Source organism: Siccirubricoccus phaeus (assembly GCF_008360935.1).
Classification (GTDB): domain Bacteria; phylum Pseudomonadota; class Alphaproteobacteria; order Acetobacterales; family Acetobacteraceae; genus Siccirubricoccus; species Siccirubricoccus phaeus.
In genome coordinates, this window is the sequence record NZ_SRXO01000005.1 from 195592 (window position 1) to 221424 (window position 25833).

20 protein-coding genes and 1 pseudogene are annotated in these 25833 nt (G+C 72.2%); 7 read left to right on the forward strand and 14 right to left on the reverse strand.

Going from position 1 to position 25833, the window contains the following annotated elements; translation table 11 throughout:
- The first annotated feature begins 242 nt into the window (after positions 1–242).
- Positions 243–3035: a cation-translocating P-type ATPase gene (locus tag E5N76_RS09280; RefSeq protein WP_149537012.1), complete on the forward strand. Its 2793-nt coding sequence runs from the start codon at positions 243–245 to the stop codon at positions 3033–3035.
- A gap of 288 nt (positions 3036–3323) precedes the next feature.
- Here the strand turns inward: E5N76_RS09280 and E5N76_RS09285 are convergent, their stop codons facing one another.
- On the reverse strand, positions 3324–4520 hold the full coding sequence (locus tag E5N76_RS09285; RefSeq protein ID WP_149537013.1) for an amidase: 1197 nt from the start codon (positions 4518–4520) through the stop codon (positions 3324–3326).
- Positions 4521–4757: 237 nt separating this feature from the next.
- The gene (locus E5N76_RS09290; RefSeq protein ID WP_149537014.1) at positions 4758–6146 is read right to left on the reverse strand and encodes an esterase-like activity of phytase family protein; all 1389 of its coding nucleotides are present in this window, start codon (positions 6144–6146) and stop codon (positions 4758–4760) included.
- A 243-nt stretch (positions 6147–6389) separates the two neighbouring features.
- Between E5N76_RS09290 and E5N76_RS09295 the strand changes: the two genes are divergently transcribed.
- Positions 6390–6776: an ester cyclase gene (locus E5N76_RS09295; protein ID WP_149537015.1), complete on the forward strand. Its 387-nt coding sequence runs from the start codon at positions 6390–6392 to the stop codon at positions 6774–6776.
- A gap of 115 nt (positions 6777–6891) precedes the next feature.
- Here the strand turns inward: E5N76_RS09295 and E5N76_RS29435 are convergent, their stop codons facing one another.
- Positions 6892–7062: a hypothetical protein gene (locus E5N76_RS29435; RefSeq protein ID WP_187830076.1), complete on the reverse strand. Its 171-nt coding sequence runs from the start codon at positions 7060–7062 to the stop codon at positions 6892–6894.
- 140 nt (positions 7063–7202) lie between these two features.
- Between E5N76_RS29435 and E5N76_RS09300 the strand changes: the two genes are divergently transcribed.
- Positions 7203–8006 carry a ferredoxin--NADP reductase gene (locus E5N76_RS09300; protein WP_149537166.1) on the forward strand — a complete coding sequence of 268 codons (804 nt, stop codon included), beginning with the start codon at positions 7203–7205 and terminating at the stop codon, positions 8004–8006.
- A 263-nt stretch (positions 8007–8269) separates the two neighbouring features.
- On the opposite strand, the gene E5N76_RS09305 is transcribed toward E5N76_RS09300, so the two are convergent.
- Complete coding sequence (locus E5N76_RS09305) at positions 8270–9214, reverse strand: tripartite tricarboxylate transporter substrate binding protein (RefSeq protein WP_149537016.1); 945 nt, start codon at positions 9212–9214, stop codon at positions 8270–8272.
- A gap of 92 nt (positions 9215–9306) precedes the next feature.
- Here E5N76_RS09305 and E5N76_RS09310 point away from each other — a divergent pair, with 92 nt between their 5' ends.
- A complete protein-coding gene (locus E5N76_RS09310) occupies positions 9307–10296 on the forward strand; it encodes a Gfo/Idh/MocA family protein (protein ID WP_149537017.1) in 990 nt (329 codons plus the stop codon).
- Positions 10297–10362: 66 nt separating this feature from the next.
- On the opposite strand, the gene E5N76_RS09315 is transcribed toward E5N76_RS09310, so the two are convergent.
- Together E5N76_RS09315 and E5N76_RS09320 are read right to left on the reverse strand one after the other, a co-directional pair.
- On the reverse strand, positions 10363–11049 hold the full coding sequence (locus E5N76_RS09315; RefSeq protein ID WP_149537018.1) for a Fe2+-dependent dioxygenase: 687 nt from the start codon (positions 11047–11049) through the stop codon (positions 10363–10365).
- A 457-nt stretch (positions 11050–11506) separates the two neighbouring features.
- Entirely contained in the window at positions 11507–13747 is a 2241-nt protein-coding gene (locus tag E5N76_RS09320; RefSeq protein ID WP_149537019.1) for a TonB-dependent receptor, read from the reverse strand.
- A 510-nt stretch (positions 13748–14257) separates the two neighbouring features.
- Between E5N76_RS09320 and E5N76_RS09325 the strand changes: the two genes are divergently transcribed.
- Positions 14258–15364, forward strand: a complete 1107-nt coding sequence (locus E5N76_RS09325) for an alpha-hydroxy acid oxidase (protein WP_149537020.1) — start codon at positions 14258–14260, stop codon at positions 15362–15364.
- Between the two features lie 180 nt (positions 15365–15544).
- Here the strand turns inward: E5N76_RS09325 and E5N76_RS09330 are convergent, their stop codons facing one another.
- The 8 genes and pseudogenes from E5N76_RS09330 to E5N76_RS09365 all read right to left on the reverse strand — a co-directional run bounded on the left by E5N76_RS09330 (position 15545) and on the right by E5N76_RS09365 (position 22628).
- Entirely contained in the window at positions 15545–16654 is a 1110-nt protein-coding gene (locus E5N76_RS09330; protein WP_149537167.1) for a glycosyltransferase family 4 protein, read from the reverse strand.
- A gap of 33 nt (positions 16655–16687) precedes the next feature.
- On the reverse strand, positions 16688–17071 hold the full coding sequence (locus tag E5N76_RS09335; protein ID WP_149537021.1) for a hypothetical protein: 384 nt from the start codon (positions 17069–17071) through the stop codon (positions 16688–16690).
- Positions 17068–17310, reverse strand: a complete 243-nt coding sequence (locus E5N76_RS09340) for a hypothetical protein (RefSeq protein ID WP_149537022.1) — start codon at positions 17308–17310, stop codon at positions 17068–17070. The genes E5N76_RS09335 and E5N76_RS09340 overlap by 4 nt, the downstream gene beginning before the upstream one ends.
- 17 nt (positions 17311–17327) lie before the next feature.
- Positions 17328–17534, reverse strand: a complete 207-nt coding sequence (locus E5N76_RS09345; protein WP_149537023.1) for a hypothetical protein — start codon at positions 17532–17534, stop codon at positions 17328–17330.
- A gap of 689 nt (positions 17535–18223) precedes the next feature.
- Positions 18224–19876, reverse strand: a complete 1653-nt coding sequence (locus E5N76_RS09350; RefSeq protein WP_187830077.1) for a heparinase II/III family protein — start codon at positions 19874–19876, stop codon at positions 18224–18226.
- A 182-nt stretch (positions 19877–20058) separates the two neighbouring features.
- Positions 20059–20709, reverse strand: a pseudogene (gene rpe, locus E5N76_RS09355) (ribulose-phosphate 3-epimerase); the annotation flags it as partial.
- Positions 20710–20808: 99 nt separating this feature from the next.
- Positions 20809–21354, reverse strand: coding sequence for a hypothetical protein (locus E5N76_RS09360; RefSeq protein ID WP_149537025.1), 546 nt, complete (start codon positions 21352–21354; stop codon positions 20809–20811).
- 80 nt (positions 21355–21434) lie between these two features.
- Positions 21435–22628 (reverse strand): glycosyltransferase family 2 protein, encoded by a 1194-nt coding sequence (locus E5N76_RS09365; protein ID WP_207791923.1) that lies wholly within the window; start codon positions 22626–22628, stop codon positions 21435–21437.
- A 650-nt stretch (positions 22629–23278) separates the two neighbouring features.
- On the opposite strand from E5N76_RS09365, the gene hydA reads away from it, so the two are divergent.
- Both hydA and E5N76_RS09375 read left to right on the forward strand, forming a co-directional pair.
- The gene (gene hydA / locus E5N76_RS09370) at positions 23279–24766 is read left to right on the forward strand and encodes a dihydropyrimidinase (RefSeq protein WP_149537027.1); all 1488 of its coding nucleotides are present in this window, start codon (positions 23279–23281) and stop codon (positions 24764–24766) included.
- 163 nt (positions 24767–24929) lie between these two features.
- Complete coding sequence (locus E5N76_RS09375; RefSeq protein ID WP_149537028.1) at positions 24930–25292, forward strand: hypothetical protein; 363 nt, start codon at positions 24930–24932, stop codon at positions 25290–25292.
- The last annotated feature ends 541 nt before the right edge of the window (positions 25293–25833 follow it).

Genomic DNA, 25833 nt, shown 5'->3' on the forward strand with positions numbered 1-25833 from the left:
ATCGGGGGCTCCACCCCCGGGCCGCCGGCAGAGGGCGCTGCCCTCTGCACGCCCGCCGGGGCCAGGACCTGGCCCCGAACCCCGGTCCGAGTTTCGGACCTGCCGCCTCCCTCCCCCGCTTGCGGGGGGAGGGCCGGGGCGGGGGGGGCCAGCCGGCGACCTCGAAATCGCCCCGGCAAGCCTCGACAGCCCGGCCGACATCGGGTCTGGTCCGGCCGCATCATGCCAGGGCCGGGAATCCCATGCAGGACAGTCACGCGCCACAGGACCAGCCACCCCCCTACCTGCAACCCGCCGAGGCGGTCCTCGCCGCCCTGGCCACCGATGCCCGCCAGGGGCTGAGCCAGGCGGAAGCGCAGCGCCGCCTCGCCCGCTTCGGCCGGAACGAGCTGGCCGCGGCGCCGGAACGCTCCGCCTGGCTCCGCTTCCTCGACCAGTTCCGCGATGTCCTCGTCCTGCTGCTGCTGGCCGCCGCGCTGGTCTCGGCCGGGCTCTGGCTGGCCGAGCGGGACTCCGCCCTGCCCTATGAGGCGCTGGCGATCCTCGCCATCGTCCTGCTCAACGCCCTGCTGGGCTATGTCCAGCAGGCCAGGGCGGCGCGGGCGGTGGCGGCGCTGCGGCAGATGTCGGCGGCCCGCGCCCGGGTGGTGCGGCAGGGCGAGCCGCAGGACCTCCCCGCCGCCGAGCTGGTGCCGGGCGACCTCATCCTCGTCGAGGAAGGCGACACCATCCCCGCCGATGCCCGCCTGCTGCACGCCGCCGCGCTGCAGGTGGCGGAGGCGGCGCTGACCGGCGAAAGCCTGCCGGTCACGAAGGACCCCGCCGCGCTGGAGGCCGAGGCGGCGCCCGGCGACCGCACCAACATGCTCTTCAGCGGCACCGCCGCCACCTATGGCCACGGGCAGGCGGTCGTCACCGCCACCGGCATGCAGACGGAGCTCGGCCGCATCGCCGGGCTGCTGAAGGCGGCGCCGCAGGAGGCGACGCCGCTGCAGAAGGCGCTGGACCGCACCGGCAGGATGCTCGGCCGCCTCGTCATCCTCATCGCCCTGGTGATGGTCGGGACCATCCTGGCGGTCGAGGAGGTGCATGGCGCCCGGGCGGTGTTCGACGTGCTCATCCTCGGCGTGGCGCTGGCCGTCGCGGCGGTGCCGGAGGGGCTGCCGGCGGTGGTGACGGCGGTGCTCTCCATCGGGGTGCAGCGCATGGCGCGGCGCCGCGCCATCATCCGCCGCCTCGCCGCGGTGGAGACGCTGGGCTCCGCCGATGTCATCGCCTCGGACAAGACCGGCACCCTGACCCGCAACGAGATGACGGTCCGCCGCATCGTCACCGCCAGCGGGACGGTGCATCTGGAGGGCACCGGCTACGCGCCCGAGGGCGAGGTGCGGCGCGCGGCGGGCGGTCCGGCGGAGGGCGCGCTGCTGGCCGAGCTGCGCCGCTGCCTCACCGCCGCCGAATGCGCCAGCAATGCCAGGCTGCGGCCGCGCGAGGGCGGCTGGGCGGTGCAGGGCGACCCGACCGAAGGCGCGCTGCTCGTCGCCGCCCGCAAGCTGGGGCTGGAGGAGGCGGCGCTGGCGACCTGCTTCCCCCGGCTGGCGGAATTACCCTTCTCCTCCGAGCGCAAGCTGATGAGCACGCTGCATGGCGAGGCCGGGCAGCGCGTGATCTTCGCCAAGGGCGCGCCCGATGTGCTGCTGGGGCGCTGCGTGGCGGAGCTGGCGGGGGAGGCGGAGCGGCCGCTGACGCCGGAACGCCGCGCCGCCATCCTGGCGGCGAATGAGGCGCTGGCGGGGGAGGCGCTGCGCACCCTCGGCATCGCCTGCCGCCCGATGCCCGCCGCCGGGGCGGCGGCGCTGGACGCGGATAGCGAGCGGGACCTCGTCTTCCTCGGCCTGGTCGGCATGATCGACCCGCCGCGGCCGGAGGCGAAGGCGGCGGTGGCCCGCGCGAAGGGCGCCGGCATCCGGCCGGTGATGATCACCGGCGACCACCCCGCGACCGCCGCCGCCATCGCCGCGGAACTCGGCATCGCCGAGGGCGGGCGGGCGCTGACCGGGGCGGAGCTGGCCCGGCTGCCCGATGCCGCGCTGGACGCGGCGGTGCAGGAGGTCTCGATCTTCGCCCGGGTGGATCCGGAGCACAAATTGCGCATCGTCCAGGCGCTGCAGCGGGACGGCGCGACGGTCGCCATGACCGGCGACGGGGTGAATGACGCGCCGGCGCTGAAGACCGCCGATATCGGCATCGCCATGGGCATCACCGGCACGGATGTCTCGCGCGAGGCGGCGGACATGGTGCTGGCGGACGATAATTTCGCCACCATCGTCGCGGCGGTGGAGGAGGGCCGGGCGATCTTCGCCAATATCCGGAAATTCCTCCGCTACCTGCTCTCCTCCAATATCGGCGAGGTGCTGACGATGTTCCTCGGCGTGCTGCTGGCCGGGGTGATCGGCCTGACCGCCGAGGCGGAAGGCGGGCTGGTGCTGCCGCTGCTGGCGACGCAGATCCTCTGGATCAATCTGGTGACGGACGGGGCGCCGGCGCTCGCCCTCGGCCTGGACCCCGCCGATCGGGGGCTCATGGCCCGGCCGCCGCGGCCGCGGGGGGAGGGGGTGATCACCGGCTGGATGTGGTGGGGCATCGCCCTGGTCGGGCTGGTGATGGCGGCGGGGACGCTGCTGGTGCTGGATGCCGGGCTGCCGGGCGGGCTGATCCCCGGCGATGGCGGGCTGGACCAGGCCCGGACCATGGGTTTCACCACCCTGACCCTGTTTCAGCTCTTCAACGTGTTCAATGCGCGGTCGGATGAGCGCAGCGCCTTCTCCGGGCTTTTCGTCAATCCCTGGCTTTGGGGGGCGGTGGGGCTGTCGCTCGGGCTGCACGCGGCGGTGCTCTACCTGCCGGTGCTGCAGCAGGCCTTTTCCACGGTGCCGCTGGATGCCGGGGATTGGCTGCTCTGCCTGGCGGTGGCGAGCACGGTGCTGTGGGTGCGGGAGGGGGAGAAGCTGGTGCGCAGGAAGGTCAGGGCCTAGTGGCCCGCTTCCGCAGTCCTGCGGACTTCGTTCTCAGGCCACTAGCCTTGGTTTTCAGCGGCCTGCTTGTCCGCTGCGTTCGCTGGAACGCAGCGGGCAGGACACTAGCCCTTTGTCCTGGCGCGTGATTCACGCCTCCGGGCGTTCCGCCCTGCGGCGATCACGCACTAGCCTCCAGATTGGACGGTGCCAGCCGGCAGCTTCACCCCAAGGGTCTAAAGCTCACACCGGGGTCCGGGGGGTGGTCCACCCCCCGGCGGGGGTTTGGGGGCAGCGCCCCCAACCCTCTCACCCCGCCAGGCCGAGCGCCCCCGCCAGCCTCGCCGCCAGCGCCAGCAGCGCCCGGTCCCGCCCCGGCGCCGCCACCAGCGAAAGCCCCACCGGCGCGCCATCCGCCAGCCCGACCGGCACGGACACCTCCGGCAGGCCGGCCAGCCCGGCAATGGCCGTCACCCCCATGGTCCGCTCCCGCACCCCGTTCTGCTCCGCCGGGCTGGCCGTCAGCTTCGGCGCCGGGCTTGGGGAGGTGGGGTAGGCCAGCACCGCGCCGCCGGCCAGCAGCGCCCGCATCCGCGCCGCGAAGGGGCGGCGGAAGGCGCGGCCGGCCGCCGCCTTGGCCGGGTCCATCTCCCGCGCCGCGGCGAAGCGCTCCTTCACCCCCGGGCCGAATTCCGGGTTGGCGGCCGCCACCCAGCTTCCCAGCGTGGCCCAGGCTTCTTCCGCCTGGGCGCAGCGGAAATGCTCATAGAGGGTGCCGAGAGTCTCCGGCACCAGCGCCAGGCTGATGGTGGGGCCGAGCAGCCCTTCCAGGGCCGCCATCGCCGGCGCCAGGGCAGCGGCGGCGGCCGGCTCGGCATTCATCCAGGGTTCGCCCGGCTTCAGCAGCGGGCCCGTGGCGGCGGGCACATCCTCCGGCAGCAGCACGGCGCCGACGCGCTGCAGCACCTCCGCCCTCGCGGCGAACCAGCCCGGCGTGTCGAAGGAGGGGCCGAGGCCGCAGGCGCCGGCCAGGCTGATCGCGCCCCAGCTCGGCCGGATGCCGAAGATGCCGCAATAGCTGGCCGGGATGCGGACCGAGCCGCCGGTATCGGAGCCGAGGGCGAAATCCACCAGCCCGCCGGCGACGGCAGCGGCCGAGCCGCAGGAGGAACCGCCAGGAAAGCGTTCCGGCGCCTTCGGGTTCAGCGGCGTGCCGTGCCAGATGTTCTCGCCGGTCAGCCCATAGGCCAGCTCCACCGTCCTGGTCTTGCCGCGGAGATTGGCACCGGCCTGCAGCAGGGCGGTGACGATGGGGGCGGTGGCGGCGGCCGGCGGGTGGGTGCGGGCCCAGTCCGGGTTGCCGTAGGTCGTCGGGTAGCCGGCGACGTCGTAAAGATCCTTCACCGCAAAGGCGAGGCCGTGCAGCGGGCCGGCGGGGGCGCCGGCGACCGCCGCGCGCGGCCCGGGGATGAAGGCACCGAAGGGATCGGGGCTGTGGTCGGGCATCGCAACTCCTCCGGCGGTGAGCCCTCCGAAAGTGTCGCAAAGCCTGCGCCGCGGCAACGGGGCCGCGGCGGCACGGCGAAATTCTTCGTGGCAGCCGCGCCCGGCAGGGGCGCCGGCGCAGCCGCCCTGGACCCGTACCGGCCCGACTCTGTAAGCCCGGTACAGGCATTTTGCGCCGGCGATTACGGCCTGGCCTGCCAGTGTGCAGGCTCAGGTCGATCGCAGGCCAGGGCCGGCTCAGCGGGCGCGGAGCAGTTCCGGCACGCGCAGCAGGATCAGCTCGTTGCTGTCGGCGGCGGTCAGGCGGCGGCCGGCGCTGAAGGGCAGGTTGTTGTCGTTGCCGACGATGATGTGGTCGGCATCCACCACCGCCACGTTCTCGATGGTGAAGAAGGGGAAGGTGAAGCGGTCATTCGGCACGCTGGCGGCGCGGTCGCCATGGCCGCGGCCGAGGCCTTCCGGGTCGCGCACCGCCATCAGGTCGATATGGCCGATCTTGCGGACGAAGCCCTCGGAGTCCGTGGCCTGCAGATCCACCAGGTAGATGCGCTTCAGCCGGGCCGGGCTGGGGAAGCAGGCGGGCGGGGTGTTTTCGGCCGGCCGATTCGGACCTCCGGCGCAGGCCAGGGAGGGGTCGCCCTCGCCGTCGTCGCGCTCGATGATCAGGGCGCGGCGCTCATCCACCATGTTGAAATCGCCGATCGAGACGCCGCCTGGCTCGAAGCGGTATTTCAGGCTGCGGCCGGTCCATTCGCCGCGCGCCGTGTCCAGCTCCAGGATGCGGAGGAACTGCCCCTCGACCTGGCCATTGGCCTGGAAGAGCGGCTTCTCCAGCAGGGCGTAGAGGCGGCTGCCATCCGGGGAGAGCGCCATGCCCTCATAGCCGCCGCTGCGCTGGGAGCGGAAGGCGACGGTGCCGGTGGGGCTGGCCGGGAGCTGCAGCGCCGGGTTGTCCGGGCTGCGGATCTCCTCCTCCCCGAGCTTCGTGGGGACGAGGCGCTGCACCCGGCCCTCGAGATCCACCTTGATGAGGAAGGGGCCGAATTCCTCGCCGATCCAGAAGCCGTCGGCCACGGGCTGGATGCTCTCCGGGTCGAAATCCGCGCCGGTCAGGTAGCGGCGGTCGGAGGTCTCGTTGACGATCGGGAAGGGCACGACCCGGTTGGGGTCGGAGAGGAAGATGGTGCGTTCCACCGCGACGGTGCCGGCGCGGAAATCCGGGCGCAGCTTGTGGAACATCAGCATGGTGTCGGCGGAGTTGCGGCGGTTGCCGAAGCCGTTGTCGGTCAGCACCCAATAGGCGCCGGCCTCGCCCGCCACCGGCTTGATGCCGGAGAAGCCCTGCACCGGCTGGCCCTGGAAGGGCAGGGAGAGGCCGGTGGGGCGGCGGCCATGCACCGCGCCGGTATCGCCCGGCAGGCTGCCGCGCTGCTCGATGCGGAGATTGCCGGGGCCGGTGAAGCGGCCGGAGGTGGCGAGGGCCGGCGGGGCATCGGCGGGGGGCTGGGCGAAGGTGGCGGCGGGCAGGATGGCATGGCCGGCCAGGGTGGCGTCGAAGCGCTGATCGGCCCGGGCGGTGCCGGAGACCGCGGCGACCAGGCCGGCGGCGAGCAGGATGGCGCGCATGTCATTCCCCCATCGGTGATGGCGGGGGTCTAATGGCGGGGCGTGTCAGTGGCGTGTCGGATCCGTGACGGGTGCGGGTCAGTGGCCCGGGTCTTACGCAGGCCGGGCCGGGCGCCGGCCGCTGTCGCCCGCGGCCGCGGCCGCGGCCTGGCGATGGCGGCCGGGCGACGCCCGTCACCGTCGGAGGCGAACCCGGCCGGCACGCCGTCCTTTCTTGCCCAGGATGGGTCCGGAGACCGCCCGATGACGCCAGCCGACCTCGCCGACACCTATCGCGGCTACATCGCCTGCCTGAACCGGCGGGACTGGCCCGACCTCGCGCAATTCGTCGATCCGGAGGTGCGGCACAACGACCGGCCGCTCGGGCTGCCGGGCTACCGGGCGATGCTGGAGGCGGATGTCCGGGCGATTCCGGATCTGCGCTTCGAGATCGAGCTGCTGCTGGCCGAGCCGCCGCGCCTCGCCAGCCGGCTGCGCTTCGACTGCCATCCGGCAGGGGTGTTGTTCGGCCTCCCCGTCAATGGCAGGCGCGTCGTCTTCGCGGAGAACGTGTTCTACGAATTCCGAGGGGGCCGGATCGTGCAGGTCTGGTCCGTCATCGACAAGGCCGCCATCGCGGCACAGCTTTAGCCGGGGCCGGCGAGGGGCCCGTTGCCGCCATCGGGAAGGCCGAGGCAGGCGGGCCGACGCCGCGCCGGGGCTGGTGTCCTGCCCGCGAAATCCGCAGGACTGCGGACTCGGGACGCTAGCTCGCCTCGAACAGCGCCGTCTTCACCGCCAGCGCCACCAGCGCGGCGGTGACCGCCGCGGCGGAGGGGCCGAGGGTGCGGGCAGCCCAATAGGCGAAGCCGCCGGCGATCAGCGCCCAGGCGACGACCTCATTCAGGTCCAGAACAGGCCATTCGAAGACGGGCATCGGAGCCTCCCAGGCCATTTTGATGACCTGAGTGCAATGTAATGTTCATCTGCCGCCCCGCAAGAGGATTCGCATGGCGGATCCGCGTCCTGCCTGGTTGCGATTCCCGCCGCGCTGCAGCATGAAGCGCGGTCATGGACATGATCGCCCCGGCCCCGAAGCCCGCCATCCCCCCCGCCTTCTTCGGCGAGACCGTGACCTGGGTGCATCATTGGACGGACCGGCTGTTTTCCTTCCGCTGCACGCGGGACCCGGCGCTGCGCTTCGTGGCGGGGCAATTCGCCATGATCGGCCTGCTGGTGAACGGCAAGCCGCTGGTCCGGGCCTATTCCATGGTCAGCCCGCCCTGGGACGAGGAGCTGGAATTCCTCTCCATCAAGGTGCAGGACGGCCCGCTCACCTCCCGCCTGCAGCATATCCGGCCGGGCGATACGGTGCTGATCGGCCGGAAGCCCACCGGCACGCTGCTGACCGAGAATTTGCTGCCGGGGAAGACCCTGTGGTTCCTCGCCACCGGCACCGGCCTCGCCCCCTTCATGTCGCTGATCCGCGAGCCGGACGTGTACGAGAAGTATGAGCGGGTTGTGCTCTGCCACACGGTGCGGGAGGTGAAGGAGCTGGCCTATCGCGACTACATCTCGAAGGAGCTGCCGGCGCATGAATTCCTCGGCGAGATGCTGCGCGGCAAGCTGATCTACTACCCTTCCGTGACGCGGGAGCCCTTTCCGGTGCAGGGGCGGATCACCACGCTGATGGAAAGCGGCAAGGTCTTCGCCGATCTCGGCCTGCCGGTGATGTCGCCGGAGCAGGACCGGGTGATGATCTGCGGCTCCGAGGCGCTGAACGCCGACGTCACCGCCCTGCTGGAAGCTCGCGGCTTCGTCGAGGGCAATAACAGCAAGCCCGGCACCTATGTGGTGGAGAAGGCCTTCGTCACGAAGTAGCGGCTGAAGGGCGGGGCGGCGAGGCCGGGCGATGCGCGGCTGGCGCGCCCTGCCGCCCGCCCAGGCCGATCGCAGGCCAGGACCTGGCGCCGGATCCCGGTCCGGGTTGCGCCCCCGATGGCTGAACCGCAAACTCCCGGCGGGGTCCGGGGGAAGCTCTTCCTCCCGGCGGAGGTGCAGGGTCGCGGGCACTGCCCGCGACGACCTCCTGCCGGGGGTTTGGGGGCGGAGCCCCCAATCCTTGGCCGCCCCGCGCACTCCCCTCACTCCCGCCAGGGCTTCGCCCGCCACTGCGCCTGGAAGCGCGCCTGCTGCGCCGCGATCTCCGCCGCGAAGCCCGCCTCGTCCAGGTAGTGCAGCGGCATCGCCTGCCGCTCCGCGAGGCGGCGGAATTCCGGGTCGGCCGCCGCCGCCGCGATTTCCGCCGCCAGCCGCCGCAGCGCCGCCGCCGGCATGCCGGCCGGGGCTGCGAAGCCGCGCATGGAGCTCAGCACCACGTCGAAGCCCTGCTCCCGCAAGGTCGGCACCTCCGCCGCGCCGGACCAGCGCTCGGCCGCCATCTGGCCGAGGGCGCGGACCTGCCCGGCCTGCAGCTCCGCCACCGCATCGGTCATGCTGATCCCCGCCACCTGCAGGTCCCCCTGCAGCAGCGCCGCGCGCATCGCCGCGGTGCCGCTATAGGCGACCGGCGTCAGCGTCACCCCCGCCTGCGCCTCCAGCGCCAGCATGCCGAAATGCGCATAGGTGCCGATGCCGGTGGTGCCGAAGGAGACGGCGCCCGCCTCCCGCTTCGCCGCGGCGACCAGATCGGCGAGGCTGCGGAACCGGCTGTCGGCGCGGACGAAGACGCCGCCCACATCGTCCACCAGGTTGGCGATGGGGATGAGCTGCTCGACCGCATATTGCGCCCGCCGCTCGATCGGGATGGTGACCAGGTTGGGCAGGGTGACGACGCCGATCGTGTACCCGTCCGGCGCGGCGCGGGCGAGGGCGGCGAAGCCGATCTCGCCCCCCGCGCCGGCGCGGTTCACGATGACGAAGGGCTGGCCCAGCCTGCCCTCCAGCCAGCGGCCCAGGCTGCGTGCGGCGATGTCGGCGCCGCCGCCCGGGCCGAAGGGGACGATGACGGTGACCGGACGCTCCGGCCAGGCCGCCCGGGCGGGCGAGGCGGCCAGGCAGGCCAGCAGCAGGGCCAGGATGCGGCGCATTCCGGTCGTTTCCTCCGACAGCGCGCCCGTCGGTTTCCGGCCCCGGGCGATTGGGCTTAGCCTATCAGCCCTATCGGGGAAGGAAACGCGCCATGATCACCGCGGGCATCATCGGCACCGGCTGGTGGGGCAAGGAGCTGCTGAAATCGGCGCGCGGCAGCAGCGCCATCCGCTTCGTCCATGCCATGAGCCGCCATGCGGCGGCCGGCGCGCCGGTGGCCGCCGAATACGGGCTGCGCTTCTCCACCAGCCTGGAGGCGATGCTGGCGGACAAGGAGGTGCAGGCCGTGGTCATCGCCACCCCGCACCGCTCCCACCGCGCGCTGATCGAGGCGGTGGCGGCGCGGCGCCTGCCGGTGTTCTGCGAGAAGCCGCTGACCCTGACGCGGGAAGATGCCGTGGCGGCGGTGGCCGCCTGCCAGGCCGCCGGCGTGCCGCTGGCAGTCGGCCATAACCGTCGCTTCCTGCCGAGCCTCCTCCTCATGCAGCGCATCCTGGCGGAGGGACGGCTGGGCACGCTGCTGCATATCGAGGGGCATTCGAGCAACGAGAATTCCTCCCGCAATTTCGCCCCCTGGCGCGCCGATCCGGAGGAATCGCCGGCCGGCGGCATGACCGGTACCGGGGTGCATGTGATCGATGCCTTCACCGCCCTGGTCGGGCCGGCGAAGCGCGTTTCCACCCTGCATGTGATGCGGAAGCCGCCGCCCGGGCCGCTCGACAGCCTCTCGGTGCTGCTGGAATTCGCCTGCGGCATCTCCGGCACGCTGGCCATGGTGCGGGCCACGCCGCTGGTCTGGCGGCTGCATCTGTTCGGCGAGCGCGGCAGCGTGGAAGCGGTGAGCGAGACGGAGGTGGTGCTGCGCGAGAGCGGCCGCGTGCCGGAGCGGCTTACCGCGCCGAAGGCGGATACGCTGCGGGCGGAGCTGGAAGCCTTCGCCGCCGCGGCCGAAGGGCGCGCCCCCTATCCCCTGCCGCTCGACCATGCGGTGGCGAATGTCGCCGCTTTCGAGGCCATCGTGCAGTCGCTCGCCCAGGGCGGCGCGCCGGTGGAGGTGGCGGCCTGGAGCGGGATCGGTTGAGGCCGCATCGACCGAACCCCTGAATCGCACGGCTGCCGGGGTTGTGGGCGGAGCCCCCGCCTACTCCTACATCTCCGCCCAGCGCCGCAGCAGGTTGTGGTAGCTCGCCGTCAGCGCCAGCACGCTCGGGTGGTCGTCCGGCAGGGCCTGGCGCAGGCCGATGATCGCCATGTCCATGTCGTAGAGGAAGGCGCGCTGGCCGTCATCCTTCACCATGGACTGGCTCCAGAAGAAGCAGCCCCAGCGGCTGCCGCGGGTGATCTCGTTCACCCGGTGCAGGCTGGTGGCAGGATAGACCACCATGTCGCCGGCCGGCAGCTTCACCGCATGGCTGCCATAGGTGTCCTCCACCACCAGCTCGCCGCCCTCATAGGCATCGGGGTCGGTGAGGAAGAGCGTCGTCGAGACATCCGCCCGCATGCGGAAGCCGTTGGTGCCCGGGACGTAGCGGATGGCGTTGTCCACATGCGCGCCGAAATGCATGCCCGTGTCGTAGCGGTTGAACATCGGCGGATAGACGCGCAGCGGCAGCGCGGCGGAGGAGAACATCGGCGTGCGGCCGAGCGCGCGCAGGACAAGGTCGCCGAGCTCCCGACTGGCCGGGCTGTTCTCCGGGATCTGCAGGTTCAGCTTGATCTTGGCGGATTGCTCGCCGGCGGTCTGGCGGCCATCGGCCCAGGCTGCGGCTTCCAGCACCTTGCGGCAATGCGCCACTTCCTCCCGGGTCAGCACCTGGCGGATCTGGACGAGCATGGGCAGGGCTCCTGCGGCTGGCGCGGCCGGGGCGGCCGTGCGGAGCGTGATCGCCTGAAACCGCCCCGGCCGGAAGCGCGAATCACGCGGTCTGACAAAGGCCCGGTGCGGGCGGCGGGGGCGAGGCCGGCGGCCGCGTGCGCCGGGCGCAATCGCCCGGACCTGGCACAACCGGAAGCGCGAAGCGCGCGGCGAGGCCAGGGCCGAAGCGTGCGGCGCAAATGGAGGCAAACGCGGCAGGCGCCAGAGCGCGTGGGATCGCCTCCACCGGCAGCGTGAACCACGCGACCGGACGAGGGCCTGGAGCATGCGGCGTGAGCGAAGGCGAAGGCCGCATGCTCCAGGGCGGGCGGCCCGCATGGGCCGTCCGGGTTCTCCGCTCACCGCACCCGGATGGAAAGGGAGGCGCGGCGGGCGGAGGACAGGTCGCGCCGCCAGGGGGACGGCGCGACCCAGCTCAGTAGACGACGGCGAGGCTGGCGATGAAGGTCCGGCCGGCCGAGGGATTCACCCGGTTGCCGAACAGGTTGTCGTAGTTCAGCTCATCCGTCAGGTTATAGGCATTCAGCGCCACCCGCCACTGCCTGCGATCCCCGAAATTGTGGGAGATCAGCGCATCCAGGGTGAAGTTGGACGGCACCTCCGCGGTGTTGCCGGCATTCAGGTAGGCTTGGCTGCGCCAGGTGATGCCGCCACCGAAGGTGAACTGGTAGGGCGTGTCGCGGAAGAACTCGTAGGTGGACCAGAAGGCCGCAGCGTGCCGCGGCACGTACTGCACCCGCTTGCCGACATTGGCCGCCGTGGCGGACCGTGTCGTTTCGCTGTCCATGTAGGTGTAGTTGGCGTTGATCGCCCAGTCCGGGGTGATGAGGCCGGTCAGGCCGATTTCGACGCCCTGGTTGCGCTGCTCGTCGCCGGTCTGGAGCAGGTCGCCGGTGTTCGGATCGGTCAGGAAGGCGTTGCCCTTCTCGATCCGGTACAGCGCGCCGTAGAGGCCGAGGCGGTTCTGGAACAGCCCGATCTTTGCGCCGATCTCGTAGCTGGTGTTCCGCTCCGGCTCCAGCGGCGTGGTGGCGGAGAAGGTGTTCTGCAGCGTGTTGACGAAGGAGCCGGGCGGGCTCGTCGAGGTGGCGTAGGAGAAGTAGTAGGTCTGGCTCGGCGTCGGCTCCCACACCAGGCTGGCCCGCGGATCGGCGAAGGTGGAGTTGGAGGAGAGCTTGGTGGTGGGGTTGGCGTTGCCGTAGAGCTTCTGGTCGATGTCGAAGTTGCTGACGCGGACGCCGCCGATGACGGAGAGCTGCGGCGTCAGCCAGAGCCGGTCGGTGAGGAAGAAGCCGAGGTGACGCTGGTTGATCTCCCGGACATTCGCCCCGGTGCCGGGGAGGATCGTGTAGCCGGCCGAGGAGTGGCTGGGGTTGAAGAGGTTCGGTGTCGGCCGGGCGCTCGGGCTGTAGGAGAAGCTGGTGCGCTCGTCGTTCTGGAACCAGGCGTCGAGGCCGAGGGTCGCCTCATGCCGGAAGGGGCCGGTGGTGAAGCGGGCGACCGCGGTGGTGACGTTCTGCGCCCCCCAGGTTTCCTGGCGGAACGGGCCGGGCCCGCCGCGGCTGGCCACGGCCGAGCTCGGGTTGGGGCCGAACAGGGTCGGCAGGCAGAAGGTGGGCGAGGTGGCGGGACAGCTCGCCGGCGTCGCCGCGAACTCACGGGTGGCAAAGCCGATTCGGGTGTCGTTGTAGACGGTGAGCCAGTCATTCGCGACATGCCGGAAGCGCGCCGTGACCCGGTCCACCGATACGTCGTCGCGGTCCAGGTTCCAGCCGTACCAGGACTGGCGCGGCACGCCGAATTCGGTCACCGGCTTGCCGATGGTCCCACCCGGCGGCGTCACCACCGGCACACCGTAATCCGGCGTCCGGTTATCCTGGAAATGCATGTACTCCACCGTGAAGGTGGTGTTGGTGCCGAGGCCGAAGGCGATGGAGGGGGCGATGCCCCAGCGGCCGGAATCGACGTCGCTGCGATCCTGCAGGCGGTTGTAATGCGCCATGGCGTTCAGCCGGATCGCCGTGGTTTCGTTGATCTGCTGGTTGACGTCGATGGTGCCGCGGTAGAGCGAGTTCTGGCCGATGGAGAGGCTGCCGGCGTAGAAGCTGCCGAGCTGCGGCGTGCGGGTGGCGATGTTGATGGCGCCGCCGATGGTGTTCTGGCCGAAGCTGGTGGCGGAGGGGCCCTTCAGCACCGTGACATTCTCGTAGTTGAAGGCATCGCGGGTGTAGGTGCCGAAATCGCGCAGCCCGTCCGTGTAGACGTCGTTCTGCGAGGTGAAGCCGCGGATGCGGAACTGGTCGCCATTCACGCCGCCGCCGCCCTCGCCGATGGTGGCGGTGATGCCCGGGACGTTGCGCAACGCCTGGTCCAGGGTGACGACGTTCTGCTGCTCCAGGAGTTCACGCGGAACGACGTTCATCGTCTGCGGGGTGTCCTGGACGGTGCCGGGCAGGCGGGAGACGCCGGTGCTGCGGCGCAGCGTGTTGGGCGGCTCCTGGCCTTCGATCTCAAGCTGCGGCAGGCGGACCGTCGGGGCTTCCGGCGCCGGGGCGGCAGGGGTCTGGGCCTTGGCGGTGCTGGCGATCGCCAGGGCCAGCCCGACCGTCAGCGCGGCCTGGGAGGCGCTGCCTAGGAGCTGAGCGCGTTGTGTCATTCCGTCCCTCATACTCTGCAAATGCGAGTCACTCTTAGTTGCAGAATGACAATCGAGCAATCGGCCAACGGCACCGACGGGCCGGGCGCTGCTGCACCTGCGAATACTCCCCTCGTTGATGTTGCAGAATTGTCACTGCGCCGGGGGCGTGGCGGTGGGTCGCGGGCCGCGGGCGGAGAGTCATCAGGGCAGGGTGGCGGGCCGGGCAGGTCGTGTGTTTGGCGCCGCCGCGGCATGCGCCGGGCAGCCCCGCCACCACGCCACCCGCCTTGCGCGGGGCTGGGGCGGGGAGGCTGGCTGCCTGCGCCCAGGCCGTGAATCGCCGGCTCAGGCACATCCGGCCCCGTCTCCGCCTGGCGCGGTTAGGCCGATACGGGCCTGGGGCGACACCGCTTGCGGCGCTTCGCCGAACAGCGTGAGGTAGGCGGCCGGAAACGGCCCAGGCAGCCTGCGGGCGCCACCGCATCGCGCCCGGGGGCCGGCGCCGCAGCGCAGGGAAGGCCCTTCGGCATGTACGCGTCCCCGCCCATCCCCGCCGGCACCGTCGCGCTGGCGGATTATGAACAGGAAGCCCGCCGGCGAATCGGGGCCGAGGCCTGGGCCTATATCGCCGGCGGCAGCGCCGACGAGCTGACCCTCGCCGCCAACCGCGCGGCGTTCGGCCGGCTGCGCCTGCGGAACCGGGTGCTGGCGGAGATGGCCGGCGCCCATACGCGGCTGACGCTGTTCGGGCAGGAGCTGGCCTTCCCCATCCTGCTGGCCCCGGTGGCCTTCCAGCGCCTGGTGCATCCGGATGGCGAGACGGCCATGGCCTTCGGCGCCGCAGCGATCGGCGCCGGCATGGTCGTCAGCACCCAGGCGAGCCAGAGCCTGGAGGACATCGCCGGAGTGGCCAAGGCGCAAGGGGCACGGGGGCCGCTCTGGTTCCAGCTCTACATCCAGCCCGACCGCGGCTTCACCGCGGCGCTGATCCGCCGCGCCGAGGCGGCCGGCTACCAGGCGCTGGTGGTCACCGTCGATGCCCCGGTCAGCCTGCGCAACACCGAGCAGCGGGCCGGCTTCCGCCTGCCGGCGGGGATCGAGCCGGTCAATCTGCGGGAGATGGCGCCGCCGCCGCCGAACCGCGCCGGCCCGGCGGAGAGCGAGGTGTTCCGGGGCATGCTGGACAGCGCGGCGACCTGGCGGGACATCGCCTGGCTGCGCGGCCTGACGCGGCTACCGGTGCTGCTGAAGGGGATCATGGCGGCGGAGGATGCGGCGCGGGCGATGGCGGAGGGGGTGGACGGGATCATCGTCTCCAACCATGGCGGGCGGGCGCTGGACACGCTGCCGGCGAGCATCGAGGCGCTGCCGGGGGTGGCGGAGGCGGTGGCCGGCCGGCTGCCGGTGCTGATGGATGGCGGCATCCGCCGCGGCACGGACGTGCTGAAGGCGCTGGCGCTGGGCGCGCAGGCGGTGCTGGTCGGGCGGCCCTGCGTGTACGGGCTGGCGGTGGGCGGGCCGGTCGGGGTGATCCATGTGCTGAAGATCCTGCGCACGGAGCTGGAGATCGCGATGGCGCTGACCGGGCGGGCGAATCTGGCGGCGATCGACCGGTCGGTGTTGTGGGAGGGGTGATGGGGGCTCTCCGCGACCCTGCACCTCCGCCGGGGAGGAGACCCCTCCCCGGACCCCGGTGTGAGTCGGCAGGTTGAACCGCAAAACTCACACCGGGGTCCGGGGACCGGTCCGGTCCCCGGCGGGAGTGCAGAGGGCAGCGCCCTCTGCCGGGGGTATGGGGGCGGAGCCCCCATCCTTTCACAGCCCCAGCAGGTCCAAGGTCCGCGCCACCACCTTCGCCTCGTCGAAGCGCTCCATCGCCCGGGCGCGGCCGGCCTCGCCCATGCGGGCGCGCAGCGCCGGGTCGCGCGCCAGGCGCCGCAGCGCCGCCGCCAGGGGCGCGACCGTTATGGGCGGCACCAGGAAGCCCGTCTCCCCCTCCACCACCATCTCGCGCGGGCCGCGGATATCGGTGGCCACCACCGGCAAGCCGCACAGCATGCCCTCGATGACCGACATCGGCAGGCCCTCGAAATGCGAGGGCAGGGTGAAGACATCGGCCGCCGCCAGCACTCGCGCCACGTCGTGCCGGTAGCCGAGGCGGCGGAAGCGCCGCCCCAGCACCGCCTCGGCCCGGGCGAAGGCGGGGTCGAGGTCCTCGCCATGGTCGGAGGCGAGGCGTTCGCCGACCACCCAGAGCGTCGCCTCCGGCACCTGCTCCATGGCCGCCAGCAGCTCCGGATAGCCCTTGTGGCGGACGAGGCGGGAGACGGCGACGATGACGCAATCGCCGGGCGCCGCGCCCAGCTCCGCCCGCACCGCGGCGCGGGCCCCGGCGTCCGGGTGGAAGAGCGCGGGATCGCGGCCGTTCAGCACCGCGGTGGCACGCGGGTGGATGCCGAGGCGGCGGGCATCGCCGGCCTCCTCCTCGCTGACCGTCAGATAGGTGTCGGTGATGCGCCCGGCCGCCCATTCCAGGCCGAGGGACAGCTTGCGCCGCCACCAGGGGCCGGGCTGGTTGAACAGGAAGCCGTGGCAGGTATAGGCAATGTGCGGCACGCCCACGGATTTCGCCGCGGCGCGCGCCAGCAGCCCGCTGATCGGCATATGCGCATGCACCAGGTCGAAGCGCTCGCGCGCGAAGACCTGCCGCAGCGCGGCGAGGCAGCGCGCCTGGGCCAGCGGGTTCAGGCTGCGCGCCATAGGGACGGGGATGATGCGGAAGCCCTCGGCGCGCGGCAGGTCCAGCAGCGGGCCCTCGGCGCAGAGCCCCACCACCTCATGCCCCCGCGCCCGGGCGCCGCGCATCAGCGGCAACAGGAAGTGGCGGAGCGAGAAATCCACATTGGTGAGTTCGGCGATCTTCAGCGGGGGGGCGGCCATGGCGCCCCCCTTACGGCTTCAGCCGCCCAGCAGGAAGGGCGCGTAATGCGCCATCATCTGCCGGTACCAGGCGGGTGGCCCACCTTGCCGTTCCGGGTGCAAGGGCCAGCGGTCGAAGAGCTGCCGCGCGGCGGCGACATCGCCGCCCACGGCATCGCGGACGAAGTCGGCCGGGCCGCCGATGGCGATGCTGTTATCATCGTCGGAGAGCAGGGCGAAGCTGCGGTCCTCGGGGAAGACCAGATTGAGTCCGCCAGTGTGGCCGAGGAGGTAGCGCCGATAGGCGTCCGGCGGAAACCGCCAGACCGCCCTGGGCGCGGGACGGCCGGGATCGACGGAGGCACCAAGCACCCGGCGCTGACCGCGAGCGAGGATGGCTGCCGCGATGCGCGGGTCGATCATCTCTCCTCCTCGTCGCGGGGAAGAAGGAGCACGGACCAGCCATGCGCCCGCAGCCAGGTCGAGGCGAGGACCGGCAGTTCGGTGCCTTTCGCGCGGTCCGGCAGCGGCTCGACCATTGCCCAGGCCAGCTCCTGGAGGCGTCGCTGCAACGCGGCGTCCCCGGCGCGTTCGAAGCTGGCCGCATCGAGATACTCAGCGATGGCGAGGCTGGGCGGATCGGCACGATCTTGCGTTGTCATGGCAGTCTCCGGATCGATCAGTAGCGGAGCTTGAAGATGATGCCCCTTGAGTCCGAACGGTGCTCAAGGGTCATTCCGTTGTCGCGGCTCGTGCGCAGGATGATTCGCGTTCCGTCCGGCAGGTTGCCAACCGTTACGCCATCGCTGTTGGTCCGGATATTGGTGGGACCCAATGCCTGAAAATCGGCTTGACGCTGTTCAGCGCCGCCCTCGCGGAACTTCACCCTGTTATTCCAATCCGGCACGCGTTGGGCGGCGGAACGGAGCCGTCCGGTGTCGATGGCGAAGGCAGCAACGGCCTCGGCGCCGCGGGCAATGACTGCGGCGGCGATTGCGGCGGCGCCCCGCTCCGTATCGGGCTGCCACCGCCGAGCACGGGCTCCGGCCGCTGCCCCAGCCGCAAGGGCTCGCCGTTTGGCCCGACTTTTTGTGCCGCGGCGAGGCGGGTCGGTCCCGTCTGATCGCCCTCGAGCCCTGCCTCGTCGCCCTGACGCGCCGGGGCATGGCGGGTGTGGGCGCCGACATGCTCGGTATGCCCGTCGCGGGTTCGGGTATAGGCCCGGACGAAGACCATCCCCCCGGCCTTCGGCCGGAGCATCGCCGCCGTACATCGCCTGGAATCCGCGCGTCACCCAGGCGCTGAAGGCCGACCGCTCCGGGTTGCCCTGCTGCCAGTAGCGCGGATCTCCGACAGCGTTCCGTAGATCATTCGGTGTCGATATGACCAAGGCCATCGGCGGCACCTCCTGGCCAGCCCGATAGCCGTTTGAATGGAAATAGTAAGGATTATATTCCTATATCGCCTGCCAGGGGTCCGGGTTATAGGTCAATCTTCCGAAAATGCCGAACGCAAGCGCTCCTGCGCAGCCTCGCCGCCAGCGGGAACCTTTCGCTATGACCGGTTCCCCGCCGTTCAGCCCGTCGGCGCCTCGCCCGCCCCCACCCGGCTGATCGCCCATTGGATGGTGTCCTCCCCGGCCTCGGCCTGGAGCAGGATCTGGCTGGTGCGCCGCGCCTCGGCGCCAAGATGCACGCTGTCCTCGATCCCGACCCGCGCCCCCTTCGCGCGCAGCCGCCAGCCCTGGCCGGAGGGCAGGCGCAGCAGCACCGCGCTCTCATCCTGCTGCAGGCTGGCGACCACCGCCGGGTGCAGGTGGAAGCGCAGCACGAAGCCGGGCAGCGGCGCGCCGCCCTCGCTCACCTCCAGCGTGTCCTCGCCGCGCAGATCGTCGCCCGTTTCGGCCAGGTACAGCCGTCGGCGATGCAGCGCGCCGAAGGGCTTGCGCCAGCCATCATGGCTGGCCTCCAGCCATTGCGCGCCATTCGCCTCATGCCGGTCGGCCTCGACGCGCTCCGGCCGGCGGCCGAGCCCTTCCTCGCGCAGTTCGCTGCTGTTGGTATCGGCCAGCACCAGGGTGGAATGCGCGGCGGAGGCGCGCAGCGCGTCGCGCCATTCGCTCTCGGCCGCCGGCGCCGCGCCGCAATTCACCACCAGCCGGTCGCGCCCCACCGACATCTCGAAGGCCAGCGTCCCGGCATGGCTGGTGCGGTCGGCGCCGCGCGGCAGGCCGGAGGGGCCGTCCTTGGCGCGGCCGGGCGGCGGCGGCCCGGCATCGGCGATGACGACGGTGCGCCCGGCCTGCAAGCGGTGGAACCCCGTCTCCTCCAGCAGCAGCGGCGCCCGGCCGCGCGCCTGGCCCTGGGTCAGGACGAGATCGACCAGCGCCGCCCCGTCCTCCCGCGTGCCGTTGAAATGGGCGAGGCCGCCATCGCCATGGCGGAACAGGCGCAGCGCCTGGCCGGCGCGCTCCAGCACCGTGGCCAGCAAAGGCGGCGCGTTGATACCCGCGCCGTGCAGCAGGTTGCGGATCTCGATCAGATCCTGCAGCGCCAGCAGGAGCTGCGCCGGGGAGCGTTCGACATGCCCGCCATCGGGGTGGAATTGCCGCTCCAGCTCGCCCGGCAGGAAGCGCAGGGCGCGCTGCATCCAGGATTCTTCCTCCAGCGCCACGGCGGCGGCGATGGCGCCCTTCAGCGTGACCAGGGCACCGCGATGCATCGCCTCGGCGGGCAAGGCGGCGACCACGCCGCGGGCATCCTGGGCGAGGCGGACCAGCAGCTTGCGGCGGAAGCCGTCCTCCGCCGTGTTGGCGAAGAAATCCCAATGGCCGAGCCAGGCGGAAACCCGCGCCGCCGCCACTTCCGGCGCCTGGGCCAGCGGCTCCTGCGCGCCGCGCAGCAGCCAATCCTCCGCCAGGTCGCGGGCGCGCATCCGGGCCGGGTCGGTGCCGAGGGCGCGCAGATCCCGCAGCCAGGCGAAGCCATGCGCCGCCGCCCGCCAGATGACGGGGCCGGAAGCCGCGTCCCAGCCCTCCGCCGGGTCGCCGGAGACCGGGTCCAGCCGCCGCGTGGTGCCGAGCCATTCGAATTCGCCGCGCAGCAGCTTGGCGCCGCGCGCGGCATCGCCGGGCCAGAGGTCGCGGAAGGCCCGCGCCGGGGCGTCCGGCACCTTCACCGGCTTGAGGCCGGAGAGGAATCGCCTGGTGCCGCGCAGCAGGTCCCGCATCAGCCCTGCCCCCGCGTCGCGCCGGCAGGCGCGCTGTCGCGCTGCGCGGCAGGCGCGCTGCCGCGCGATCCGGCAGGTGCGCCGCCGCGCATTTCTGCGGCTGCACCTTCGCGCCTTCCTGCCGGTGCGCCTTCGCGTATTTTTGCGGGTGCGCCTTCGCGCATTTTTGCGGGTGCGCCTTCGCGCAACGCGGCAATCGCGGCGGCATAATCCGGCTTGCCGAACACCGCGGTGCCGGCGACCAGCACATCGGCGCCCGCCTCGATGCAGCGCGGCGCGGTCTCGGCGGTGACGCCGCCATCCACCTGCAGCGCGATCTCCCGCCCCGAAGCCTCGATCATCGCCCGCAGCGTGGCGATCTTGGCGAGCTGGGAGGGCAGGAAGGCCTGGCCGCCAAACCCCGGATTCACCGACATGACGAGGATGAGGTCGGTGAGGTCCAGCACGTTCTCCACCGCGCTGACCGGCGTCGCCGGATTCAGCACCACGCCCGCCTGCTTGCCCAGCGCCCGGATGGATTGCAGCGAACGGTGCAGATGCGGCCCGGCTTCCGGATGCAGGCTGATGATGTCGGCGCCGGCCTCGGCGAAGGCGGGGATGTAGGGGTCGGCCGGGCTGATCATCAGATGGACGTCGAAAGGGATGGCGGCGTGCTGGCGCAGCGCCTTCACCACCACCGGGCCGAAGCTGATATTGGGAACGAAATGGCCGTCCATGATGTCGAGATGCAGCCAATCCGCGCCGGCGGCGGCGACGGCGCGGGCTTCCTCGCCGAGGCGGGCGAAATCGGCGGCGAGCAGCGAAGAGGCGATGCGAACGGGGCGGGGGGCCATGCGGATGGGTTTAGCGGCCGGGGGAGAGGCGGGGCAAGGCGGGCGGGCGGAGTCGCTGGCGCTTGCTCCGGCGGGGCCTCTTGCCGGTGGCGGCGCGTCTCAATCGGCGATGCCGGCATTGTAGCCCGGCACCCAACCATAGGCAGGCGGGAAGGGCGCGGCGGGCGGCACGCCGCCCAGCTTGCGCACCAGGTAATAGGCGAAGCTGTTGCTGTTCACCCCGTTGATGTTGAGTTCCGGCACCGGGGTGTAGGGCAGGCGGCCCGCCGTCACCTCTCGCGCCACTGCCTGGGCGCGGGCGATCAGGCGCGGGCAATTGTCATAGAGCGTGCCGCCATCCTGCAGGATGTGGCCGGGCTTCAGCGGTTCCCGCGCCAGATCCCGCTGGCGGCCGAGCAGGACGCCCCAGCCGGGGGCGCGGCCGGAGGGGTTGCCCTCGAAGGCGGCGCCGCGCGGGCCGCCGAGGATGACGATCGCATGGTAGTAATTGCCGGCGCCGATGACGTTGTGGATGCCGAGATGCTCGAAAGCGACGTCGTAACGGCAGGTGCCGCTCGGCCGTTCCCGCGGCACCATCTGGGCCAGGGTCGGGCCCGGCGCCGGGGTGGCGAGGAGGAGCGGGAGCAGAAGCAGGGCTGCGCGCATGCGGGCGGCCTCGGCCGGGTGGAACGGGGGTGGAATTTTCCGCCTGCGGGGCGTCGCGGTAAAGCCCGCAGGGGTGCGGTTCACGGGGGCGTGAGAGGGGCTGGGGGACGTGCCGGGCCTGTCTCCGCCGCCGGCTCGGGCGCGATGCGGGTGACGTCGCCCGCCGCATCCAGCGCGTAGTGCCGCCCGGCCCAGGCGATCTCCCGCCCCCGGGCGCTGCCCAGCCAGGCCGCCAGGTGCAGCAGCGCGGCGGGCGGGGCCAACCAGGGCTGCCATGCCGGCACGCGCGCGGCGGCCGCCGGCGGCAGCACCAGGGCGGCGAGACGCCGGCGCAGCCAGCCCCGCCCGGCCTGCAGCCCCAGCGCCACCGGGAAAGCGGCCCAATGGCCGCCCAGCAGCGCCGCCCCCACCCCCAGCACCGGCAGCCAGGCCGCCAGCCCGGCCAGCGCCCAGGCCCAGGGCAGATGCAGCCGCAGCAGGCGGTACTGCCTGATGCCGAAGGCCAGGCTGGTCGCGGCATCGCCCGAGACCTCGCCCGGCGGGCGGACCATCAGCGGGGCGTAGATCACCATGCCCAGCCGCCGCGCGGCCCGGGTCAGCGTCAGATCGTCCGAGAGCGCCCGGTCCCAGAGGCGGGGCAGGTCCAGCCGCGCCAGGGCGTCCGCCCGGATCGCCGTGGCCCCGCCCCAGCAGAGGTTGCAGGCGGCGCAGCGGGGCAGGGCGCCGATGCAGGCCTCGATCAGCGCCAGGCTTTGCGCCGCCCAGCCGGCGATCCATCCGCTGCTGGGGGCCGCCAGGGTCCAGCGATAGCCGGAGGCGATCTCCGCCTGCCCCGTCAGCACCGGCCGCAGCAGGGCGCGCAGCATGCCGGGCGGGGGGGCGGTGTCCGCGTCCAGCGTCACCAGCGCCGCATCCTCCGGCCGCAGGGCGGGCAGGGCGGCGAGCAGGTTCTGCACCTTCTGGCCGCGCTGCCCGGCCGGGCCGGCGACGACCAACCGGCTGCGCCCCGGCAGGGCGGCGCGCAGCAGGGGCACGGCCGGGTCGGCCTCCGATTCCACGGCGAAGGCCACGCGGAAGCCCGGCCAATCCTGCGCCGCCAGCCCTTCCAGGAAGCGTGGCAGCCCCACCGCCCCGCGCACCGGCACCACCACCAGCACGGGCGGCTCGGTCGCTGGCTGGGGCTGGGGGCGGCGCAGCAGGTACAGGGTCCAGGCGCAGCCCAGCAGGGCCAGCACGCCGCCGGCCAGCCAGCAAGCGACCAGGAACGCGCTCATTGCCATGCCGGGCAGAGTGCCGTCCCGCCGCGCCCTTGCCCAGGGGCGAGCGGTGTTGCCGGACAACTCGGCGGGCGGGGTGCCGGACGAGGCGCCGACCAGGACGGGGGCGGGGTGCCGGATGGGATGCCGACCGGGAAGTGGGCGGGCGTCGGACGGGGCGTCCACCAGGAGGCGGCAGGGTGCCGACCAGGATGGTGGGGCGGGGCGCCGGACGGGGCGCCGGGCCAGGAGGCGGCAGGTGCCGACCAGGATGGTGGGCGGGGCGCCGACGGGGCGCCGGCCAGGAGGCGGCAGGTGCCGACCAGGATGGTGGGCGGGGCGCCGGACGGGGTGCCGGCCAGGAGGCGGCAGGGTGCCGACCAGGATGGTGGGCGGGCGCCGGACGGGGTGCCGGCCAGGAGGCGGCAGGGTGCCGACCAGGATGGTGGGCAGGGCGCCGACCGATGCCGGTCCGGAGGCCGACCAAGGCGGCGGAGGGGCCGGGTGGCGTGCCGACCAGGGCCGCGGGCGGATGCAGGACGAAGCGCAGACCAAGGCGCGGCCGGGGCGCCGGCGCGCCGCCCAGGGGCGGGCAAGGGCGGGGAAGCGGCTTGGCGCCCGCGGCGCGCGGGTTGCATCATCCGCGGCGCAAAGCGGGGAAGGCAGCCATGGCGGAGTATGATCTGGTCGTGCGGGGCGGGCTGGTCGCCACCGGCTTCGGCACCACGCGCTGCGATATCGGCATCAAGGCCGGCCGCATCGCCGCGCTGGCGGAGCGCATCACCGATGCCGAGTCCGTCCTCGATGCCGGCGGGCTGCTGGTGCTGCCCGGCGGCGTGGACACCCATTGCCATATCGAGGAACCCGCCCGCGGCGGCTACACCAGCGCCCAGGAGGGCGCGGCGCCGCCCGAGGTGACGGTGCAGGAAGAGAGCTTCGTCTCCGCCAGCACCTCGGCCTTCGCCGGCGGCACCACCTCCGTCGTCTGCTTCGTGCCGCAATGGAAGGGCGAGGGCATCCTGCCGCGCCTCGCCGATTACGAGCAGCGCGCCGCGCGCGGCATGCTGGATTACAGCTTCCACCAGATCATCGCCGACCCCTTCCCCGGCGTGCTGGAGGAGGAGGTGCCGCAGATCGTCGCGAAGGGCATCCGCAGCCTGAAGGTCTTCCTGACCTATGAGCCGCTGCACCTGACCGATGAGCAATATCTCCGCGTGCTGGTCACGGCGCGGCGGCATGGCTGCCTCGTCACCGTCCATTGCGAGAATTACGCGGCGATCAACTGGCGCACGGAGGCGCTGCTCAAGGCCGGGCTGACCGCGCCGAAATACCATGCCTGGTCCCGCCCGCCGGTGGTGGAGCGGGAGGCGACGCACCGCGCCATCGCCCTGGCGGAGCTGGTGGACCAGCCGATCCAGGTCTTTCATGTGAGCTGCGCCGAGGCGGCGGAGGAGATCGCCCGGGCGCAGTATCGCGGCGTGAAGGTCTGGGGCGAGACCTGCCCGCAATACCTGGCGCTGACCGCGGCCGACATGGACCGGCCCGGCTTCGCCGGCGCCGCCTTCATGTGCAGCCCCTCGCCGCGCAGCAGGGAGGAGCAGGCGCAGATCTGGGAGATGATCCGGCGTGGCACGCTGGATGTCGTCTCCTCCGACCATTGCGGCTTCTCGATGAACAGGCCCGGCGCCGGCAAGCAGGCGAGCGGGCACGGGGCGTCCTTCCGCGACATCCCCAACGGCATTCCGGGGCTGGCCGCCCGGCTGCCCATCCTGTTCTCGGAGGGCGTCTCCAAGGGGCGAATCGGCCTCGACGAATTCGTCCGGCTGACGGCGAGCAACCCGGCGCGGCTGATGGGGCTGCCGGGGAAGGGCGTGATCGCGGTCGGCGCGGATGCCGATCTCGCCTTGTGGGATCCGGCGAAGAAAATGGTTCTGACCAACGCGCTGATGCAGCACGCGATCGACTACACGCCTTATGAGGGGCTGGAGGTCACCGGCTGGCCGGTGGCGACACTGCGCCGCGGCGAGGTGGTGATGCGTGACGGCGTTGTGCAGGCGAAACCAGGCACGGGACGCTTCCTGCCGCGTGTACCCTATGCGTACATTCAACCGCGTGGGGTGGTGGCGGATGGTTTCGATGCCGCCCCGCCCCTGTAGGGCGTGATCGCTTCCGGTGGACTCGCCGTGGGCGCGAATCACGCGACCGAACAAGGATCCGGGGCATGAGCCGCGAGCGCGAGCGAAGGGATCATGCCCTGGGCGAGGCAGGGGGAGCAGCGTTGCGCGCCCGGCGGCGGCCCGCCTCCCGGATGAGGCGCGCATGATTCCGATCGAGCCCGAATACACCACCCACAACACGGTGGAGGAGCCCTGGCGGGTGGCGCGGCTGATCCGCACCGATGGCAGGGTGCGGGAAGTGCTGCGCATCCTGACGCCGGATGCGAAGGATGGCGAGGGCAGCCAGGGCGAGGTGATCTGGACCCATCACGTGCTGCGGCTGCATGACGACCGCGGCACCTTGCAGGCGCATGTCACGGCGGCGCTGGGCGGCTCTGCCTGGCTGGCGGTGCTGGGGCTGGCGCTGTCCCGGGCCTGGGATGGGGAGGATGAGGGCGAGGTGGAGTTCGTGGTGGAGGGCGAGCCGATCCCCTGGCCGCTCGACGCCGTGCTGGGCGAGCCCTAGAGCGGCTTCACCTCGCCTGCACTCGGCGAACCCGCTTCAGCCCTTTGTTTAGAGCGTGATCGGTTGAGGTCGAATCGACCGAAACCGTGAATCACACGACCGAACAATGAGCTAGAGCGGGGCGGGCGAGCGCAGCTCAACCGATCCCGCTCTAGCGGCATTTTCCGAGTCGTCCGGCGATTCCGCCGGGTTTGAAAATGCTCTGATGCCCTGTCCGCGAAGTTCGCTGGATTTCCAGCGAACGCAGCGGACAAGCAGGCCACCAGCGGCGCTTCGGGCTTCACCATCCCCGGGGGCCGCACCATCAAGGACATTCCGTCCGGGCGCGCCCATGCACGCGCGACGCCGCCCAGGCCCAGGCCATGGGGCCGATCTCAAGTCAAGGATTTCGCCGCGCGAGCGCGGTGCCGCTGCGTGGCACCCTTGACTTGAAATCGGGCCCCATGGCTCTGGCGAAAGGTCGCCTTCGACGGTCTCGAAGGCGCCGAGAAGCGCCTTCGGCCAGCGAGGGGCGGGCGAGGCGACAATGGGCCATGCCCTC